This is a genomic window from Brevibacillus ruminantium, assembly GCF_023746555.1.
GTDB classification, from domain to species: domain Bacteria; phylum Bacillota; class Bacilli; order Brevibacillales; family Brevibacillaceae; genus Brevibacillus; species Brevibacillus ruminantium.
The window spans coordinates 844272-865258 of record NZ_CP098755.1 but is presented as its reverse complement, the minus strand read 5'-3'; the positions used below and the strand labels follow the sequence as shown (position 1 = coordinate 865258).

The 20987-nt window shown below is 47.1% G+C and carries 17 protein-coding genes and 1 pseudogene; all 18 read right to left on the bottom strand.

Translation table 11 applies throughout. The annotated features are described in order from the left end of the window. Window positions 1–8: 8 nt before the first annotated feature. The 18 genes and pseudogenes from NDK47_RS04360 to NDK47_RS04275 all read right to left on the bottom strand — a co-directional run bounded on the left by NDK47_RS04360 (window position 9) and on the right by NDK47_RS04275 (window position 20885). Entirely contained in the window at window positions 9–1118 is a 1110-nt protein-coding gene (locus NDK47_RS04360) for a mandelate racemase/muconate lactonizing enzyme family protein (protein ID WP_251873649.1), read from the bottom strand. Window positions 1119–1123: 5 nt separating this feature from the next. Further along, complete coding sequence (locus NDK47_RS04355; RefSeq protein WP_251873648.1) at window positions 1124–2581, bottom strand: serine hydrolase; 1458 nt, start codon at window positions 2579–2581, stop codon at window positions 1124–1126. A gap of 3 nt (window positions 2582–2584) precedes the next feature. Continuing rightward, on the bottom strand, window positions 2585–4039 hold the full coding sequence (locus NDK47_RS04350) for a serine hydrolase (protein WP_251873647.1): 1455 nt from the start codon (window positions 4037–4039) through the stop codon (window positions 2585–2587). A gap of 33 nt (window positions 4040–4072) precedes the next feature. Beyond that, on the bottom strand, window positions 4073–5710 hold the full coding sequence (locus NDK47_RS04345; protein ID WP_251873646.1) for an ABC transporter substrate-binding protein: 1638 nt from the start codon (window positions 5708–5710) through the stop codon (window positions 4073–4075). A 52-nt stretch (window positions 5711–5762) separates the two neighbouring features. Next, window positions 5763–7403: an ABC transporter substrate-binding protein gene (locus NDK47_RS04340; protein WP_251873645.1), complete on the bottom strand. Its 1641-nt coding sequence runs from the start codon at window positions 7401–7403 to the stop codon at window positions 5763–5765. Window positions 7404–7616: 213 nt separating this feature from the next. Continuing rightward, complete coding sequence (locus NDK47_RS04335) at window positions 7617–8948, bottom strand: transcriptional regulator (protein ID WP_251873644.1); 1332 nt, start codon at window positions 8946–8948, stop codon at window positions 7617–7619. A 20-nt stretch (window positions 8949–8968) separates the two neighbouring features. Further along, window positions 8969–9970 (bottom strand): dipeptidase, encoded by a 1002-nt coding sequence (locus NDK47_RS04330; RefSeq protein ID WP_251873643.1) that lies wholly within the window; start codon window positions 9968–9970, stop codon window positions 8969–8971. 17 nt (window positions 9971–9987) lie between these two features. Continuing rightward, window positions 9988–11094 (bottom strand): aminopeptidase, encoded by a 1107-nt coding sequence (locus NDK47_RS04325; RefSeq protein ID WP_251873642.1) that lies wholly within the window; start codon window positions 11092–11094, stop codon window positions 9988–9990. Window positions 11095–11143: 49 nt separating this feature from the next. Next, entirely contained in the window at window positions 11144–12100 is a 957-nt protein-coding gene (locus tag NDK47_RS04320) for an ABC transporter ATP-binding protein (RefSeq protein WP_251873641.1), read from the bottom strand. Further along, a pseudogene (locus NDK47_RS04315) lies at window positions 12097–13087 on the bottom strand (ABC transporter ATP-binding protein). The gene NDK47_RS04320 and the pseudogene NDK47_RS04315 overlap by 4 nt, the downstream one beginning before the upstream one ends. Window positions 13088–13135: 48 nt before the next feature. Continuing rightward, on the bottom strand, window positions 13136–14023 hold the full coding sequence (locus NDK47_RS04310; protein ID WP_407653380.1) for an ABC transporter permease: 888 nt from the start codon (window positions 14021–14023) through the stop codon (window positions 13136–13138). A 1-nt stretch (window position 14024) separates the two neighbouring features. Continuing rightward, a complete protein-coding gene (gene nikB, locus NDK47_RS04305; protein ID WP_251873640.1) occupies window positions 14025–14963 on the bottom strand; it encodes a nickel ABC transporter permease in 939 nt (312 codons plus the stop codon). Between the two features lie 401 nt (window positions 14964–15364). After that, window positions 15365–15472, bottom strand: coding sequence for a DUF4272 domain-containing protein (locus NDK47_RS04300; RefSeq protein WP_256481570.1), 108 nt, complete (start codon window positions 15470–15472; stop codon window positions 15365–15367). A 653-nt stretch (window positions 15473–16125) separates the two neighbouring features. Continuing rightward, window positions 16126–16473: a hypothetical protein gene (locus NDK47_RS04295; protein ID WP_251873639.1), complete on the bottom strand. Its 348-nt coding sequence runs from the start codon at window positions 16471–16473 to the stop codon at window positions 16126–16128. Window positions 16474–16621: 148 nt separating this feature from the next. Then, on the bottom strand, window positions 16622–17344 hold the full coding sequence (istB, locus tag NDK47_RS04290) for an IS21-like element helper ATPase IstB (protein WP_122915621.1): 723 nt from the start codon (window positions 17342–17344) through the stop codon (window positions 16622–16624). Further along, window positions 17344–18852 (bottom strand): IS21 family transposase, encoded by a 1509-nt coding sequence (gene istA / locus NDK47_RS04285; protein ID WP_024985313.1) that lies wholly within the window; start codon window positions 18850–18852, stop codon window positions 17344–17346. The genes istB and istA overlap by 1 nt, the downstream gene beginning before the upstream one ends. A gap of 112 nt (window positions 18853–18964) precedes the next feature. Beyond that, a complete protein-coding gene (locus NDK47_RS04280) occupies window positions 18965–19462 on the bottom strand; it encodes a PIN domain-containing protein (protein WP_251873638.1) in 498 nt (165 codons plus the stop codon). 79 nt (window positions 19463–19541) lie between these two features. After that, window positions 19542–20885, bottom strand: coding sequence for an anti-phage deoxyguanosine triphosphatase (locus NDK47_RS04275; protein WP_251873637.1), 1344 nt, complete (start codon window positions 20883–20885; stop codon window positions 19542–19544). Window positions 20886–20987 lie beyond the last annotated feature (102 nt).

Here is a 20987-nt window from a genome sequence, read left to right as displayed (position 1 = left end):
TCCAGGCGTCAACGAATTTGCTCTGACATCACCGTTAGCTCGGCGAGAATCGCTTCATCGACCTCGATCCCCAATCCCGGTTTATCGCTCACTACAATTTGCTTTCCTTGGCACGTCAGATTCCCCACATCTTTTGAAAAAATGAAAGGACCTGCCAATTCATTTGAAATAATATTTTTCTTCGCGATCGATAAGTGAGCTCCTGCCGCGCTGCCCACTGATGATTCTGGCATCGAGCCAATCTGACATTCCATCCCGGCCATTTCGGCTTGATGAACCAGCTTGCTTGCAGGGTAGATGCCCCCGCACTTCATTAGCTTGATGTTCACCTTATCGGCTGCCTTTTTCGCGATGACTTCCCGCATCTCACTCGGTCCGAGCAAGCCCTCGTCTACCATGATCGGAATCGCCGTCTGCCTGCGAATTTCCGCCAAAGCTTCCAGATCATCAGCCAGGACGGGCTGCTCCATCCAATCGATTTGACAATCCTCGATTTGCCCGAGAGCCAGCAAGGAATTGGTGCGATTGACCCATCCCTGATTGGCGTCTACCCGCAGCTTCACAGCAGGGCCGACCGCCTTTCGAACGGCACGAATGCGCTGTACGTCTGTCATAAGATCAGCGCCTACCTTTATTTTTACACTGTCAAAGCCGGAAGCCACAGCCTGCTTCGCTTCCTCTGCCATAACCTCGGGCGCAAGAATACTGAGCACATATGGCAGGGACAGAGTCGGATGATATTTTCCACCTAGTAAATGATAGACGGGCTGCCCTGCGGCCTTTCCCATTAAATCGTAGCACGCGATATCGACAGCCGCTTTTGCTGCCGGTGCTTGGTATACGCATCGGTTCATCAAATCGTGAATTCGCTCGATGTCAAACGGATTTTCGCCGATGATTGCCGGGATCAGGTGATGGACGAGCAGCGCATAAGTGCTCTCCCATGTCTCCCCCGTGACATGCTGATCGGGAACCGATTCTCCAAAGCCCACCAGTCCATCATCGGTCTCTACACGCACAATAATAGAAGGCATCTCGTAATAGGTGGCGTACGCAACAATAAACGGGCGCAAAAGGGGGATTCTGATGGCATGGACCTGGACAGACTTTATTTTCATTTCGTTTATACCTCCGTAGCTACAACCTTAGGAATTTGTCGATATCCGAAAGCAACAGCTTTTACCTTTCCGTCTTCTCCGTTCGTAAAGCCGATTGTAAGCTCGCTTCCGTCCATGCGGGCCAAAAAGTAGTCTTCGGCGATCTGCATAAGCGGATACTTCACTCCTTTGTCGCTTGCAAAAATAGCCGTATTGTTTATCAGAGTCAGCACACCGTCCTCTGCTGTTATGCTGACATCCATTCCTTCGCCTGAGATATATCTGCCCACGTACTCCTCGAATCGATTTGTCGCCGCCCGATATTCTTCATAGGTGACCAGAGGCACGTCAGCTTCCCGGCCTTCGAGAAGATTCAAGGCAGCCAAAGTCAGCTTTTCCACCGGTGTTCCGATCAGATTGGCGAGCGCCATTGTTGTAATTCCTCTTTCGGGAACGATGCTCAAATGAGCCGCAACGCCTTTGATGGCTCCCCCATGCTTCAGAAGCGTTCCTCCATAATAGTTGGGCTCCACCATCAGGCCATACCCGTAATACCTTTTGTAGTTGCATGGAATGTGAGGAAGGGTCATCTGCCTTACGCTTTCTTCAGAAAGTATCCGTTCCTTGCCGACCGTTCCGTCTGTACGAAAAATTTCAGCGTAATTCAGCATATCGCGCACAGTCGAATTCAAATGTCCAGATGCAGCCACAGCTGGCCCATCCTCCCAGTGCGGGTCAGGGTACAGCTCAGGTACACCTTGATTGTCTCTCATGTGATAAATCGTAGTAACATCTGGATAACGAGGCAGGTCACTCAAAAGAAAGGTGCTGCTCGGCATATTTGCTGGCTCAAGAATGTGTTCCTTCACGTAGACGTCATACGGTTTGCCGCTCACTTCAGCAATAATGGCTCCGAGCAGGGAGTAGCCGTCATTGGAGTAGCTAAAATGCTGACCGGGCGAACCCAGCAATTCGTAGTCCACTCTTGAGAGAACCTCAATAAATTCCTGATACGTATGGATCGGCTTCTGATCTTCCTTCTTCAAAAATCTGTGTATCGGATTTGCCTCTTCTGGAAGCGTGTCGAGCAAGGAATGCTTGATCGCGAGTAGATCGACAGGCAGTGGCGGAAGCCCGGATGAATGCGTCATCAAGTGATGAATCGTTATTTGCTCCGTCTTCTGGCGGTCCGGGGTCCGGAACTGTGGGAGGTATGTGAGAACAGGAGCATGGACGGACAGCTTTCCGGCTTCCTGTAGTTGCATGATCGCCATGCAAGTAAAGGACTTAGTGACCGATGCCAGTCCCATGACGGTATCAGGCGTAATCTCCAGCTTTTGCTCGGCGTCGCGGTAGCCGAACCCTTTTCGATACAGACTCTTACCGTCTTGATTGACTCCAATGACGAATCCAGGCGCCCGGCTCTCCTTTATCACCTTTTCTGCGAGCTCTTCAAACGTGCTTTCCCAACCTTGTCTATTCATCCTTCACACCTCTTTCCCGTCATTTACGTTTTCATCTGCGAGCTTCACCAAGTAAAGCACACCTATTGAAATGCCGGATACGTTACCGCTCTCGTCTCTTTGAAACCTGATCGCTTGTTCCTCTTCATCCAGCTTCATCACGAAATAATCATCTCCGATCGGGCGCAGCGGGACCTTATTGCCGCCCAGATCAAGCACCAGAGCTCCTTGCTCCATCATCACTTGCCTATCGTGGTTGGCCCCTGCCCGATACGTACCTGTGTACTGCCGCAGCTGTGCTTCGTTGATACTGCACTCCGTAGGAAATGGCAGGGAGGGAGAGGTTGCAGGACGGTTCTCCAGCGAATGGACGGCATAGTTCAGCAGCTCGATGATTGGCGTCTCTGCCAAATTCGCCATCGCGATACCCGTTATTCCTCGCTCGGGGATGATGACCATTTGCGAGGCCACCCCTTTGAGCCCTCCGCTATGCTCCAGCTTTGTAGCTCCGTAGTAATTCGGCGTCACGAATAATCCGTAGCCGTAATACTGACCATACCCCGCTTGGACATGCGGATGCGTCATCTGCTCCACGCTCTCTTTAGAAAGAATGCGTTCTGAACCGACCAGCCCTCCTGTCCGATATATTTCCGTATAGCGCAGCATGTCATGGACGGTAGAGTTTAAGTGACCGGAGGCGAGCACAACGGGACCTTCCTCCCACTTAGGATCAGGGTAAACTTCAATGTCCCTGGCCTCATTTTTAAGTCGATAGATCGTCGTTACCTCTTTGTAATGCTGTAAATCCTGCAAGTCGAACGAGCTATTATGCATTCCCGCCGGCTGAAGAATATGCTCCTTTATATACGTCTCGTAGGTCTTCCCGCTGACTCGCTCAATGATGGCGCCAAGCAGTGAATAAGCGTCATTGGAGTAGTTGAATCTTGCTCCAGGCTGCCCTAATAGCTGAAAATCTGTCTTGCTGATGACCTCCATAAAATCCTCGTACGTATGCACCCACTTCTGATCCTCTTTCTTGATTTGCTTGTGAATGGGATGGTCCTCGTCTTCGATATTCCCATCCGGCAAACCCTTGATTGCCAGGTAATCCGTTGGCAATAACGGCAATCCAGACGTGTGTGTCATAAAATGGTGGATCGTCATTTTCTCGGTGCAGCTCTGGTCGGGCGTGCGAAACTCCGGTAAATAGGCGAGCACCGGATCGTGAACCCGCAGCCTTCCCGCTTCCTGCAGCTGCATGATCGCAGCACACGTAAACGACTTGGTGATCGACGCTACGCCCATCACCGTATCAGGCGTAATCGCCAGCTGCCTCTCTTTATCCCGATAGCCAAACCCGTGACGATAGATGCTTTGACCGTCCTTGTTCAAGCCCACATACACGCCCGGTACGCCACACTTGTCAATGTGCGGTTGTGCTACCTCTACAAATTGCTTTTGCCATTCCTTGTTTTCCATTCTCGATCCCCCATCTCTCTGCTGATGCCTTGCTTACAGATCCACCCAGCTCTCTCCCAGCATGATGCCATACATCGCATCGAGCTTGATTCCATGTACACGCTTATTCACGGCCAGGAAGGTTTTCTCTTCGGAATACGGAATCCAGTAGGCTTGCTCTACCGCAATTTTTTGGATCTCCGTAAAAATCTGCTGTCTCTGAACTGGGTCGACTACCGTGCGGCTTTTCTCCAGTAAAGCGTCCAGCTGCGGATTCTGGATGTGGGAGTGATTCAGGCCGCCAATTTGACTGGAATGCATAAACAAATACAAAATATCGGGGTCCAGATCGGTGTAGCCCAGTACGTTCAAATCAAACTGTCCCTTTGCTGACAAATCCAGCACACTGCCCAGCTCGGCGTTTTGCACCTTGATCTCCACCCCGATATCCTTCAGCATGCTTTGTATCAAAGGAATTCCTTGTGTATTCATAGCGGTTAAAAGCTGCAGGCTGAGCGGCTTCCCGTCCTTTTCGCGGATGCCCCCGGCACCTGTCATCCAGCCTGCGTCCTCCAGGAGCTTTTTGGCTCCCTCCACATTGAACGGATAGCCGTATGTTTCGACAGCAGGATCATAGCCGAACATCTTCCGCGGCAGTGGACCGAAAGCACTCTCTCCTTCTCCTTGCTGGTCTGCCTGGATGATTGCTTTTTTGTTGAGCGCCATGTTTAGCGCCTGACGTACACGAAGATCTTGCAAAATCTCATTTTCCAGATTCATCTGAATGAAATTCACACCCAGCTTCGTCGCTTCCAAAACCTCGAATTTGCCGTTGCTCCTGTAATCCTTCACTTCTTTTGCCGATATCGAAGCGATGTCGATCGATCCGCTTTCCAAGGCAGCAATCGTTGTTTGCGTATCCTTGATGAATTTGATAACGAGCTTGTCGGGCATAGGTGGTCCTTGAACTTTGGCAAAAGGCTCTGCCCACTTGTACGCTTCATTACGGACCAGCGTGATCGATTCCCCTGTCTTCCAGCTTTCGAATTTCCACGGGCCGACCCCCGCCGGATTTCGCCCATATTCCTTGCCGTACTTCTCGATGGCAGTCATGGACAGCGGCTGCGTCACATTCGGCTGAATCAGATACGACAAGAGCGGGGCAGACGGCTCCTTCAACTGAAGAATGAGTGTCTTGTCGTCCGGGGCAGAGATCTTTTCAATCACACTGAGCAAGGGGCCAACTCCTGGAGAAGCCGTTTCCGGTGCCATCGCCCGTTCGTAGGTCGCTTTAAAGGAAGCAGCTGTCAGTGGTGTGCCATCGTGAAAGGTCACTCCCGAGCGGATTTTAAATGTCCAAGTCTTTTGGTCATCGGAAATGCTGTACGACTCCGCCAAATACGGCTTGATCTCTTTCGTTTCAGGGTCGGTGGACAAGAGCGCTCCCCCAATCAGCCTCGTCACGACCTCGCTCGCCGACATATTCGTTTTGTGTATATCGAGAGTATCCGGCTCTGCCGATAGCCCGAGTGTGATCGTACCACCCGCCTTTGGTTCTCCCCCGCCCTCCGGCTGGGTGCCCTCCTGCGCTGCCGGACTTGCTGACTGACTGCAGCCGATCGCCGCCAGCAAGAGCAAGCAAACGAGTGAAACATACCAGATGCGCCCTCGAAAATTTCTTCTTTTCTCCACAATGACTCCCCCTCATGATTGCAAGTGAATTGTTCGTCTGGCTGGACAAACGTCATTCGTTTACCCACATATCCTGTATGGTAAGTGTCGCAAGCGGGTTAGGCTTGACCCCTTGAATGCGATTGCTGATAACCTGGAACGTCTTCGCAGAATACAGCGGAATCCAATAAGCCTCCTCCACGACGAGCTTCTGGATGGCCGCGTATATTTTTTGCCTTTCCTGACTGTCTGTTGTTATTGAACCTTTTTCCAGCAGGCTATCCAGCTCTTTATGATTCACACGGAAAAAGTTCAAGCCGCCGATTTGGTTGGAATGTAAAAACAGCTCCAAAATATTCGGATCTATGCTCCCGTGATCGGTTGCCATCAAATCAAATTCGCCTTTTACGGCCTGTGCATGGGCGGTGGCCATTTCGTAGCTTTGAATTTTCAGATCGATGCCAATTTCCTTCAACATGCTTTGCACAAGCTGATTTCCTGGCTTAGGATCGTCGATGATCATCGTGAGGCTGAGCACTTTTCCGTCCTTTTCTCTGATTCCTTGCCCTCCCAGCTTCCAGCCGGACTCCTCCAGCAATCGAATCGCTTCTTCTTTGTTGTATTTGTAGCCATACTCCTCTACCGCTTTGTCGTAGCCAAACATAGTAGGCGGGATCGGTCCGTAGACTGGCACTCCTTCTCCCTGCAAATCTGCGATGATCAGCGCTTCCTTGTTGATCGCCAGATTGATCGCTTTGCGTACATGGACATCCCGCAAAATCTCATTTTCCAAATTCATGCCGATAAGGTTCACAACCGGCTGCATTCCTTCCAAAACGGTGAAATCTTTATGATTCTTGTACTTCTTCACGTCCTTGGCAGGTACACCCGCGATGTCGATCGTTCCGCTGTCCAGTGCAGCCATCAAGGTCTGCGTGTCTTTGATGAACTTGATGACGAGCTTATCCGGACGCACAGGTCCCTGATTTTCCACAAACGGTGCGCTCCATTTATAGTCATCATTGCGGATCAGCGTAATGGATTCCCCTGTCTTCCAGCTCTCGAACTTCCAAGGTCCGACCCCGACTGGATTTCGTCCAAAATCACTTCCGTATTTCTTCAGCGCCTCCATCGAAATCGGCTGTTGATACCCCCCGTAAGACAAGGCACTGAGCAGCGGTGCTGACGGCTGCTTCAGCTGAAGAATCAGCGTAGAGTCATCAGGTGCACCAACGGATTCGATTGTGGTCAGCTCTTGTCCCGTCACCGGTGAAGCGGTCTTTGGATCAATGGCTCGCTCTATGCTTTGCTTAAAGACAGATGCAGTCAACGGTGTTCCATCATGGAATTTCACTCCCGGGCGCAGCTTGAACGTCAAGGTCACTCCATCCTCGGAGACCGTGTACGATTCAGCGAGATGAGGCTTCAGCTCAAAGGTGTACGGGTCGAGAACCATCAAGGCTCCCCCCAGTAAGCCGCCTACGAAATTGCCCGCTGACAAGGCTGTTTTTTGCGAGTCTAACGTATCTGGCTCCGCTTGAAACCCGATTGTGATTGTTCCGCCCGTTTTTGGTGTTAGGCTGACAGTCGCTTTTGGTTGTTGCTCCACGTTTTTGGCGGGTGGAGGTGTAGATGTACACCCCGCTGCTGAAAAGGCGAGTAAACAAGCAAACAGGACGTATTTGATGCGGCAATCCAAATTTTTTCGCAACATTGCGTGCCTCCTTTTTTTGCATTGTTTTATTGGGTAAAGCAATGGCTTACGTGACTAACGTCGCTATATAGTCGCAAATTTCATTTGTGCTTTTTGACGGGTTAGTAGATAGTGCTGGCAGGAGTCGATTCGTAGATGAGTTCAAGTAGAATGGTATGGAGGTGGTCCCGGATTGCTCCTTCACCTGGAACAACCGGGACATATTCGTTTTCACTAACGAGAGAGTAAATGGTGGTTGAAGCGATACACAGCGCGGGGACGTCCTTGTTGATACGGCTGCTCCTCGCCAACCACTTCAATCACTTGATGATCGATCAGTTTTTTTACGGTTCGCTCTGAGCTTCGTCTGCTGATCTGGAGGTATTCGGCCAGGTCAGTCGCTGTAAACCGATTGTCCCGTCGCAGCTTTACATACTGGATCAGCTTATTTATGGTAGCGACACTCGAGCCTGACTTTTCGGCAATCTCCAAAATGGCCTTGTTTTCGCTTTTTAAATGAAAAGTTTTCGCCTCAGTGTTCACAGGCCCGATGACTTCTTTTTCATCTGTCACGAGATAAGCATTGCTTTCTTGCGTGTTTCGCGCATGATAGATCGCGATTCGCGCGTTTGCTTCCGCTTCCTTCGCTGTGAGACCGAACCCAAAGCCCATCGTGACCGTGACCTTGCACAGATGACTGACATTTTCCAATACATGGGCAATCTTGCCGTATTCCATCATTTGCTCAATACTGCCTCTCGTCCCGTAAATAATAAATTGATCCATCCCGAGCTTTTGAATAGAGGCATCGGTCTCTTTAACCAGCTCAAGCAGCTCTTGGAGCAAGATGATCGTGGCGTCCTGCATTTGGCTTTCTGCCTGAAAGCCTGCGCCGCCCGTCTGATTGATCGTAGCGATGCCCACCGCTATCTGCGAATTTTTGCTAATTTTCAGTTGCCCATACGCCACCGCTTGCTGGATAGCATCCCGAATATTTTTGTCTGGAACGATGAGCGGGGCGCAGGGAATATTCAGCTCACACAGGCGCGTATACACATAATCAACACCGGTCAGGGCAAATTTGCTCTCCCCTCTCTCCCAATGCTCCTTGTGAAAATGGATGACTTCCTCGGCGTCAAATCTGGTGCCGCCTTCTTCGACTATCTCGCTGTAGTCCGTTACGAACCAAGACGTAGGCTGAATGCCCAATTCTTCTGCTACCTTCTCGATATACGCAGCCTTTGGCACATCGATGGAAATCCGGTCCAATCCCCCCGGGACATGCAGCATCGTATGAAACAGCGAAAGTGAAATCGTATACTCATCAGATGGAATGTACACCGCTGGCCACTTTTTTTGTTCCGCCTTTTCTTTGGCAAAAAAGTACGGCAGCGGCCCAGCAAACAGCAGTACGTCACAATCATCAATGAGGTCAAGCAAAGCCGTACTCTCTTTTGGATTCTGGTATGTGTACGTCGTCAGATGAATATTTGCGTCTGCATGGATATTCTTTCTAATCCTTGGTACGAATTCTTCCGAAGAGATTGCCGCTATTCTAATGATCATTGCTCATTCCCTTTTCATTGTTATTTCCAGACTTGCTGATACACGCGAATAAAGTTTTTGCCCATGATCAGCTCGATGGATTCATCTGTATACCCTCGATTGGCAAGAGCACTGACCAGCTCAGGTACCATGCTATGTCCTTTCACCACATCAAAATCCTTCCGCGATGCCTCAGCGAGAGCAATCGGAGAATCGTACTTCATGAATGGCTCGATAATATCCAGTCCGATTCCGATGTGCTCTACCCCTACGAGTGCTGCGACATGATCCACATGGTTCAGCAGATGTTCCAGATCGGACTTGTCATCGCTATCGGCTACAAAAATGTTAACGCCATTAATCCCGATCACCCCGTTAGTCGAGGCAATCGCCTTGATTTGCTCATCTGTCAGATTGCGCATGGAGCCAGCGAGTGACCGACAGTTGGAATGGGAAGCGATAATCGGTTTTTTGGCAATCTCCATGACATCCCAAAAGCCTTCGTCGTTTAGATGACTGACATCGATGATCATCCCCATCGCTTCCGCTGCTTCGATCAGTTGCACGCCGAACTCGGTAATGCCTCCCTTTTTCCCTTCACGTACCGGAGAAAAGTGGCTGCCGTCTCCTGCGAAATTGCGTCTGCTCCAGACGAGTCCCATAAAACGCACGCCAAGCTCATAGAAAATTCGGAGCAAGCTGAGGTCGTTGTACAGCGGATCAGCTCCTTCCAGAGAGAGGACAAAGCCGACTTTCCCTGTCTTCTTAGCGGTTTCGATATCATCCACACTCTTACATACCATGATTTTATCCGGCGCCTCTTCCACCTCAGCGTGCAGCGCGCTGATTTGCTGGAGTGCCTTACGCAGTCCCATCTCCGGTAAAAATTTGCTGTCGATATAAATGGCAGCGACGATGGTCTGCACCCCGCCTGCCAAAAAGTCAGACAAATAATCCGATACAATGACGTTTTTTCTGCCGTACTCCCGTTGGATAGCCACATCCATCAGCAGATCAAAATGAGCGTCAATCATATGTTTCATGCCCCGCTTCCCTCGTTCTATCGCAAATTCTCAGGATTGAGTGGTTCCAGCTCCGGCAGCACGAAGCGTCCATCTTTGCGGACCAGCCGATCATCGAACCAGATTTCCCCTCCGCCGTACTCCGGCCGTTGGATCATGACCATATCCCAGTGAATGTTGGAATTGTTTCCGTTCGAAGCATCGTCATAGCATTGTCCTGGTGTGAAATGGAAGCTGCCATCAATTTTTTCGTCGAACAAAATGTCCTTCATCGGTTCTCGTATGAAAGGATTTACGCCAATCGCAAACTCGCCAATATACCGTGCCCCTTCATCCGTATCCAGAATGCCTTCCAGACGTTTCGTATCATTGGCTGTCGCATTTACGATCTTTCCGTTTGCAAACTCCAGCCGCACATTCTCAAACGTAAAGCCCTGATAGGGAGATGGCGTGTTAAAGGTGATGACACCGTTTACCGATTCACGAACCGGACACGTGAACACTTCACCATCGGGAATATTTTTTTCGCCTGCGCCCAAAACTGCCGGGATTCCTTTGATCGAAAAAGCAAGCTCTGTGCCGGATCCAATGATTTTCACTCGGTCTGTTTTTTCCATCAGCTCTTTTAGTGGCAGCATAGCCTTGGCCATTTTGGCATAATCCATCGTGCAGACATCAAAGAAGAATTTTTCAAAAGCCTCTGTACTCTTGTTCGCGAGCTGTGCCACAGCGGGATTGGGATAGCGCAGATACACCCATTTTTTCTGGAGCCGCACCTGGCGTACTGTTTTAGCAAAAGAAGCGAACAGCTTCATCTGCTCGTCGGGCACATCCGAGAGTTCGTTGATGTTGTTTCCACCCTCGATGAGGATAAAGGCTTGCATCTTCTCCATCCGAAATTGATCAATCTCTGCCCAAGTCTTAAACTGCATGGCATCTCCGTACAACAACAACTGACGTTGTACAGAATGATCCTGCAGATTTACATGAGCGTGTCCGCCTGCCTGATGAACAGCTTTCACCAGCTCCTTGATCAATGGTGTGTCAATTTCAATTGCCTCAATCAGTACATGATCTCCGGGCTGTACTTGAGTCGAATAGTTCACCAGCACATCCGCCAATTTGGTTAAACGCGAGTCCAACATCGATCCATGACACCTCCGCCAATTGTTTTTCTATTTTCGCCGCATGCACCTAATAGAGATGACAAGCAACCATTCTTCCCTCTACTTCTTTTAAAGCTGGCACTTCCTTTTTGCATACGTCCATGCACGCCCAGCAGCGCGGGTGAAATTTGCAGCCCGCAGGAGGATTGGAGGGCGAGGGCAAGTCTCCTGTTAATATAATCCGTTCCTTTTTTTCATCTGGATCAGAGACTGGAACAGCGGATAACAGCGATTGCGCGTACGGGTGCAACGGCTTGCGAAACAGCTCTTCTTTTTTCGCCTGCTCAATGACTTCTCCCAAGTACATGACGGCTACTCTGTCGGCAATATGTTCAACAACACTTAAATCATGAGAAATAAAGAGGTACGTCAGAGAAAACTGCTCTTGCAAATCCTGCAACAGATTGAGAATCTGCGATTGGATCGACACATCCAGAGCGGACACTGGCTCGTCGGCAATAATCACCTTTGGTCTGAGCATCAATGCCCGTGCAATCCCGATCCGCTGTCTTTGTCCCCCTGAAAATTCGTGGGCATAGCGTGTGAGATGCCTTTTGCTCAAGCCGACAATTTCAATCGTCTCTTCAAGCAGTGCTTTTCGCTGTTCTCTGGGTATGCGATGGGCAATCAGCGGCTCGGTTAAAATGTGCTGGATGGTCAGCTTGGGATTGAGCGTATCAAACGGATTTTGAAACACCATCTGCATGTTCCGCCGGATGTTGTGCATATCTGCTTTGCGAAAGGTCCGTATGTTTTTGCCTTGAAAAACAATCTCTCCCTCAGTCGGCTCTATCAGGCGCAATATGCACCTTCCCAGCGTCGACTTTCCGCAGCCTGACTCCCCGACAATCCCTAATGTTTCTCCTTCGTTTACGGTTAGATTCACTCCGTTCACTGCATGGACGTAGGTCGGTTGCTGGAACCATCCTTTGCCCAATAGAAACCGTTTTTGCAAATTTTTTATTTCCAAGATTGGCGTCGTCATACATTCACCGCCGATCTCTCGCTATTTTCCTCATACAGCCAGCATCTGCACTGGGACTGCTGGTCCACCGCCATCAGCCGCGGATTCTGTTCAAGACAGACAGGCATGACTTTGTCACAGCGCGGGGCAAAGCGACAGCCCTTGGGATATTCGTCCGGAGCCGGCACGCTACCAGCGATGCTGTTCAGACGCTTTTGTCCTTTGGCTTTGTGCGGACTCGACTGGATCAACCCGATGGTGTACGGATGCTTCGGGTTGCGCAGCAGGGATCGCACATCTGCCGATTCAATCACCTGCCCGGCATACATCACCATAACCCGGTCACATGTCTCGGCGACCACACCCAAATCGTGAGTAATCATGATCAGCGACATGCCCATCTCCATGCGTACTTTTTGAATCAAATCGAGAATTTGCGCCTGAATCGTCACATCGAGAGCCGTCGTCGGTTCATCCGCTATGAGTAGCTTCGGGCTGCAGGCAATTGCCATCGCAATCATGACACGCTGCCTCATCCCTCCCGACAAGCGATGTGGGTACTCGTGGTAGATTTCACTGGCCCGTGAGATTCCTACCTGTGTAAGCAGCTTGATCAACTTTCTCCTTTGCCTGGGCGCGCTTCATTCCTTCATGCTTTTCGATTCCTTCACTCATTTGCTTGCCGATGGTCAAAACAGGATTGAGAGAGGTCATCGGCTCTTGGAAAATCATCGCCATTTCTTTTCCCCTGATTTTCTGCATCTCTTTTTCGTCCAACGCCAGTATTTCCTTGCCGTTTAACTGAATGCTTCCCCCGATTTGTCCGTTTTTCCCAAGCAAGCGCATCATCGAGAGCGAGGCGACACTTTTCCCGCAGCCAGACTCCCCTACGATGCCCAAGGCTTCCCCCTTCTCCACGTACAAAGAAAGATCGTCCACTACCTTGAAAGCCTTTTCATTTTTTGCAAACGTGGTTGTCAAACCGGATACTTCCAGCACGTTTGTCATGTTTCTCCTCCTTGCAAATGAATGGAAGCCGACTTTTCGTTCGCGGCCTTACGATTTCGGATCAAAAATATCGCGCAGGGTATCGCCTAGCATGTAGACGGTAAAGACAACAATCGTAATCGCCAGTCCCGGAAACGTCGCCAGCCACCATGCTTCCCGCAAGTAATCCTTGCCTTCACTCAGCATCGTTCCCCATTCGGGAGTCGGGGGTTGAGCTCCCAGTCCAATAAACCCGAGTGCAGACGTACCTAAAATTGCACCTCCAATGAACATCGTCGTATAAACGATCAGTACATTCGAAATATTCGGAATCATTTGGTTGATAATAATCCACCAGTTGGAGCTTCCGATTGACCGGCTCGCTTCCACATACCCTGAGCCTTTGACAGTTAGAGCTGCTCCGCGAACCAAGATGGCAAAACCGGGTATTGATGCGATCCCGATCGCAATCATCGCATTTTCCTGACTGGGTCCCAGTGCTGCTACAATCGCCAAGGCCAGTACAATCCCCGGCAGTGCAAGCAAAACGTCCATGATCCTCATCATCACGTTGTCAAAAATTCCTCCCAGATAGGCGCTGGTTACACCGATCAGCGTTCCGGCGACAAACGTCATCGCAGAGGCCATCACAGCTACCGTTAACGTCACTCTGGTTCCATGCAGCAGGCGCGATAAAATATCACGACCGATGGCATCCGTCCCAAGCCAAAATTCCGCCGAGGGTCCCTGCATGAATGCCTCGTAATATGTTTTGGTCGGATCGTGGGGAGCAATCCATGGACCAATAATCCCAATGATCATGATCCCAAGCATCATGAAAAAGCTGTATTTCGCTTTTCTTTTTTGCATGATCTTGTCCAGCAGTTCAAAGCGGGGCAGAGACCTTTCCTTCCGCCATATCGAACGGACAGGAATCGTTTTGTTGAGCTCGCTCATGCTACGCTCCCTCCCTTTTTGTCGTGTAATCGATGCGTGGATCGAGAATGGCGTACAGCACGTCAATCAAAATCACGACCAGGACGTAAATCGCCCCGATAAACAAGGTCGTTCCCTGAATCATGGGAAAATCCCGCGAGCTGATGGCTTGAATCGCCAAAGTTCCAATTCCCGGCCAGTTGAATACTTGCTCGACAATGACGGCGCCACCCAAAAGTCCCGCAAATTCCAGCCCGATGACCGCCACAATCGGGATCATCACATTACGAAAAGCGTGGCGCAGCAGCACGATCCGCTCCCCCATTCCTTTTGCCCGAGCCGTTCGGATGTAGTCATTGGATAAGACCTCGACCATGCCCGCACGCGTTAGGCGGCTCAGTGCCGTCGCCATCAATGTACCGAGCGTGACCGCCGGCAGCACGATATCCATAAATCCGGTGCCTCCCGCGATCGGAAACCAGCCCAAGTGCACAGAAAACACGAGAATCACCAGCAGCCCCAGCCAAAAGCCCGGCAGAGCCATGCCAAAGGTTGAAAACGTCATAATAAGACCATCAAGAAACGTATCTTTAAATCTAGCTGCGAGAACTCCGAGGCCAATTCCGACAACAACCGCCACCCCTAGACTTGCCACAGCCATTTTTGCGGTCGCCGGAAAACGCTCAGCGATTTCTGTGCTCACGGGTCTCCCTGTTTTTAGTGATGTCCCCAAATCCCCTTTGACCACACCGGACGCGTAGTTTACATACTGGACGATGAGAGGCTTATTAAGCCCGAGTTCTTCCCGCAGCGCCTCGATTTGTTCCACCGTCGCCCGCTGTCCAAGCATGATCCGCACGGGATCGCCAGGGATGAAATGGATGAGCATAAACGTAAAAACGGAGAGCCCAAAGAGTACAATGACACCCGACAGCAGCCTTTTTAAAATATATTGCTTCATGAGGTCCTCACCCGGCTGTGAGCAACAAATTGATCATTCCCCTTGTCTTTGTCAGGTAAATGCTTACTGCTGACTTCCCTACAATCCATTCTGTCGTTTGACACCTTTCGCCCCTCCCTGTTCGAGACTTCTTCTAACGACACACGTCGTTATCCTGTCGTTATTTACTTAAAAATAGTCTATTCGAAATTTAAAGAAAATTCAACACGTATTTTTCATCTTTTTTCCATAGGTGGATGTCTGCTGCCACGCGATTCTAACAAGCGCATGATAATTTTATCGGAAAAGAAAAGCTGACATCGTTTTCCACGACATCAGCTTATCCTTCCCACCATTTTTATCATGCGTCTTTACGTATCTGTCCGCACATCATCCCACTCGTCCTCCATGTAGTTGACGAGTCAATTCAGCGCCCTGTGACATTCCAATACAACCTCATCGTTCAGCCCGCCCTCTACAGTCCTGCCGTTTATTCTCGCATTGACGCAAGCCCAGTCGTAGCGGTAGATCTAATCGGCCATCCCCTGCTCCTGCAAAAGCTTGATGTTTCGCGCTTTCCGCTCTTCTCCCGACTGCGAAGGCCGTACATGTCTATCGATCAGGTCCACGCTCACATTTAACATAAAATCATCGAGCTCCGAACCCCTTATAGGTCAACAACGCCACTGACTCCACATGCCCCGTATGCGGGTCAATACAGCTTTACGATACAATCTGTTATAATCCGTTGAACCCTTGATTTTACTTGGTTTTAAGCATTCGCATTTTGTTCTTTTATGTTAATTAAGGATGGCTGTTGTTACACTTTATCACCAGTTTCACACCAACTTGTCACCATTTGTCTCCACCCCTTGTTTTTGGCAATCGAGAAATGTTCAATTTTGCAGCAAGTATTTTCATGTTCATACGGCATGACTTTATATTTATGCACGGGCTTTGCATGGAGCCTCATCAACTGTTCGCTTAGTTTTATTGTACCTTTCGAGCCAATTCCCTCTCATGCTTTTTCGAATCAGCTAGCTGTGTGACAGTTCCACCGAGCTGACTTACCTGGCTTGGAACACAAACAGTCGTTCACACACGTCTTGCTCGATCTCCTCTCGAAACTCCGTGAGCGCCTAAACCCTTGTAAAACCTTAGGAACTTGATCATTCAGCAAGACCTAATATTTTTTCCTACCATAACATTTTTCACAATAAGCCATTACAGGTACATCCCATGAATTATACAGGTAGTAACCCATTTGATTTTCTTTATTGCAATCATCACAAGTACCTATAAATGAAAGTATTCTTCGGGACTCTATTTCCCTATTTCTTTCTTCCTCTTCCCATTCATAAATTACGGAAGCCCAGTCGTCACTTGTATTTTGTAAAGCTTCTACCGCTTTACGTAAACAATTATAATACTCTAACTCCGCTCCCTCTTGAACAGCTAATTCCTCCAAATGTTCATGAAGATTGCTATTTTCCTTATTACCAAAATCAGTATGGTTTTTTGTTATAAACATTGTAACACCACCCGACTCCCTCTTAAGTGCACTATACTCTATAGTGCTGAAAAAAATAAGGGCATCAGCCATACTATTCTTTCTGTTTTTGGCAAGTAAGAAATGTAGCAAATGGCAATTAAAAATGTACCACTTGCCAACCCCTAAATTATTTACCGTGTAATAGCGATTCTTTGTATCGATGGCTTTCGCCATTGAAGACGATCAAATGAGAGTGATGAATCAAGCGATCAATAACTGCCTCTGTTAAAATTGGATCACCAAATATATGATTCCATTGGCCAAACTGTAGATTGGTCGTGATAATAATACTTTTTCTTTCGTAGCACATGGAGATAATCTGAAATAGCAGTTCTGCACCTTGTTTATGCAGAGGAATATACCCCAGTTCGTCGAGTATTAACAGATCTAGCTTCTCAATATGGTTAAAGAATCGGCTCAACGAGCCAGTCTCGTGAGCGTCTAGCAGCCGATTGACTAATCCAGCGACAGTAAAGAACTTTATCTTTTTCCCTTGCTGCTGAATGGCATTTAAGCCAATCAGAGTGGATAAGTACGTTTTCCCCGTTCCCACACCGCCATAAAAGATCAGATTTTCTTTCTCCTCTATAAATCCACCATGAAGGATATGATCCTGCGTGAGACCTTGTCCCATCTGAATATGACCCCATTCAAATGGCTTTCCTGTTATTCTTGGCAAGGAAGATTGTTTAAAGAGCAGATTGATTTTCCGTACTTCTCGTTGTTGTATCTCGTTTTCTAGTATTTTGAGTAAGTACTCTTCATTTGTAGTAGCTTCAACCTCATGGAAATGTTGCCGAACCCAACTCAACTTGAGACGCTTTGAATATTCTTTTATCAATGCATCCACTAGTGATGACCTCCCGTTCCCTTAAAAAATTCATTGTAATGGGCTAATCCTCTAGTGGCTGTTGGAACGGCAGGAACAAAACCTTTCGGTTGGATGGTATCCCTTTGTCCACGGCCATTCATGAGTTGATAATAGATCTGCTTAATAGAATCAACGGCTGGGTGACCATTCTCAGAGGCAAGCTGCAAAGCTTGCGTGGGTATTTTCATATCATCGTTTTTTAAAATGACGGATAGTAGCTGGAGAGCTTCTTGCTTCTCTGGGACCGTGCAATTCGAGAGATAGACTTGCCATTCGATTGGCAATTGTTCATAAAAACTTGTGTATTTAATAGCAGTTGGCCGTTTTGCCATCAATATCAAATATGGCTGCCAAATCACTGATTTTGGCTCTTTGCCATACAGCCTGGGATGCTGTACGATCAGCTCATATTCTTCAGTTAAAATATCGACTCGGTCAAATGAGATCTTTGCCAAAACCATACATTTGGCAAAACGGGGAGACGTTGAGTAGAGTTTATTTTCGACTCGGATATATCCGTATTTATCCGCTTTTACTCGTTCATATCGGATACAATCAAACTCTTTGGCAGGTAATTGAAGAAGGTGTTCCTTGTCTGCCAAATATAGTTCGGAAAGCATGGTTTCTTTCACATAATGAGGTCTCTCCCGATCTTTCTCGGCTTTTTTCCAAAGGGTTTCGTTTAGCTGATCAAGATTGTGTATCTGCAACTCAGGAAGCAGGAAGTTGTTGCGAACGTACTTGACCATCGCCTCTACGTGCCCTTTTTCATTGCCACTACCGGGATTGCAAAACTCGTATTCAAAGTCATAATGAAAAACGAAGTTTTGAAATTCCTCCGTCAGTTCACGCTGACCATTTGGCATGATCTTTTTCACCGCTGGTGATAAATTATCAAATCGAATGACCTTTGGAACTCCACCTATATAGTGAAAGATACGCTTTAATCCCTCCAGAAAGCATTCTCGATTCTGAGACTGGAAAACTTGAAAGTAGAACGTGTTGCTATAAGGAAACGAGAGAACGAGGAATGGCAAGGTAACACTTTCTCCCTGATATTTGAATGGTGCTTCTCCAAAATCAACTTGAGCTGATCCAGGTCTCGTTTCCAATGGCAATGCCGCAGCATCACTTGTCTCCGCTAACTGGTGCTTACGTTGGGAAACATATTGTCTGACAGAGCGAGATGATCCTGTAAATTGGTATTCCTCCACTAATTGCGTGAACAAGCGTTGTGCTGTTCTTCGGAACTTCTTTTTCTTGTTCAAGTCCTCTTTGATCCATTGATCAAGAATAGGTTTAACGGGCTCCATGACTCTAGCTTTTCGAATTTGCTTGGGCTTTTCTTGTAGATTGAAATCATCCATTTCTGCATACTTCTGAACCGTCCTTGAATCACGATTCATTTGTTTGGCAATCTTGCTATAAGCTCGCCCTTTTTTGTTTGCCTCATGCCTGATATAATTAATTTCTGCCACTGCTAACATCTCCTAACTTTATACCTCCCGTCGTCTGTAATGCCCAACAGGAGTGTATTTTGATAAGGGGATGTTGGCAAGTGGTTTTTTAATTTATGCAGCCCCTACGGGTCTGCATAAATTAACTGCCATAACCTACATTTTTAGTCTGCCATAAACACTTTCTTTGAAACGGTGCCTTTTTCTCTAAAGCAAAATCAATAGCAAGATTTTTAACATCTACAGAATCATTTAATTGTATACTATTCGGATGATTTATTAACGTATCAATTCTTTCTGTGAGTGACACATATTCTGAAATAATTTGAGGTTGATCACGGTTAATAACATCCCCTACCGAATTTAATAGAGCAATAAGTTCTGCGTTCTTTTCATTGCTACATTTTCTTTTGAAGTTATTAATGGTGTTTAGTAAACTCTCAAATAATCTGTTTTTTTCCAAAACAATTCTTTCCTCTTTGTTCTTATTCCATTCAATTCGCACTTGCTCCGGAATAACAAGCTTGAGGAATTTCGTTGCACTGAGATTTTCCAAGGTCTTAAGGAACTTCTCTTCTTTGTTATTAGCTATATCGATCCACACACATGTGTCAATTACTACCCCGTTGTACCATATCATTGCTCTCTCACTTACCTTTCGCCTCTCATCATTAATCTATTGATTTCGTCTTCAACCTATCAACTCTATAAGATAATTATTAAATATCAAATAATCTTCCCGCTTTTGCTTCGTATAACCTTGAGTACATTTTTGCTGCAAAGGAATCAGTCATTCCTGCAATATAATCACAAACTAAACGTGCTTGTTGTCTTGGAGTTTTAGAGCTCCATTTTTCCCTATCATTTTTCGGGAGGAGATTTTTTTCATTCATCATTGCTGTGAATAATTTTCTTACAATTTGTCCTCCCTTCCATTCGATAGTCTGGACTCTCTGTGATAGGATAACTTCTTCATAAACAAGATTATCATTTAAAACATCTGTTAAATCCTTCAATCTAGCTGATAATATGGCTTTAAACCTAAGCCTAGGACTAGCAAATTGATTATCCTCTAATATTTCAACATTTGTAATAAGCATAGATATCAAATATGCAAATAATTCTTTTAATTTGAATGAAAAGTTTGACTCACTTACATCATTAGGTATTTCTTTTATTAACTCTAAAAGTTTTGAATCAGTACCTAATTGAACCTGCAGCAAATTTTTTAATTCATTTATTTTTATTAGTCTTAGTTTTAAAGAGTCCTCTAAATCATGAGTCGCATAAGCAATATCATCTGCTATCTCAATTATTGAGCACTCTAAGGTCTTATTCTTTGACTTTTTGTGTATTGGTTTACCTTTCTCATCAACTATAGTTTTATCAATGTCCGTGTAAATTACCCTGTCATTATCACTAAAGCCTGACAACAACCATTCGAAAGCATCTCTATCTTCTTCAAAAACACTTGCTTTGGGTGGTTTGAAATGATTATTTCCTGAGTAAACCCCTGGATTAACTAATTCCTCATAAATTACAGGATACTTAAGGGTAGCCAATAAAGTAGCTCTTGTAAGATTTAATCCAAATTCTTTATCACCTTCAAGCTTTGTTAACAATCTAAATGTATGAGCATTTCCTTCAAAACCCCCATATTCGAGCATCATTTCATTTAATGCACGTTCTCCTTGATGACCAAATGGAGGATGTCCAAAATCATGTGCTAAAGCAGCAGATTCAAGAAGGGAAATATCGATTTTTCCAGCCTCTCTAAGAACTTTTGAATTCTTGTTTAAATGAATAGCTATACCCCGCGCGATCTGTGCAACTTCCATTGAATGAGTAAGCCTTGTTCTGTGGAAGTCACCCTCTTCAGGGCCAATTACTTGAGTTTTAGCTTGCAACCTCCTAAATGCGGAGGTATGTACGATGCGACCATGATCCCGTTCAAAATCATCTCTTGCATCTAGAGGATTTCTTTTATCGTTCCTAGAAGGGTCCATTCTTTCAATGTCTTCTTTCAAATACAAGTGATTATCTGAACCGATAAGCAGGTACATAAAGACGACCTCCATTAAATATTCAACATTAATTGTACTTGGTAACTCTTCTTACACTATCTTACAAAAAGGACTTTTTTCCTACATGATTCTATCGTCTTT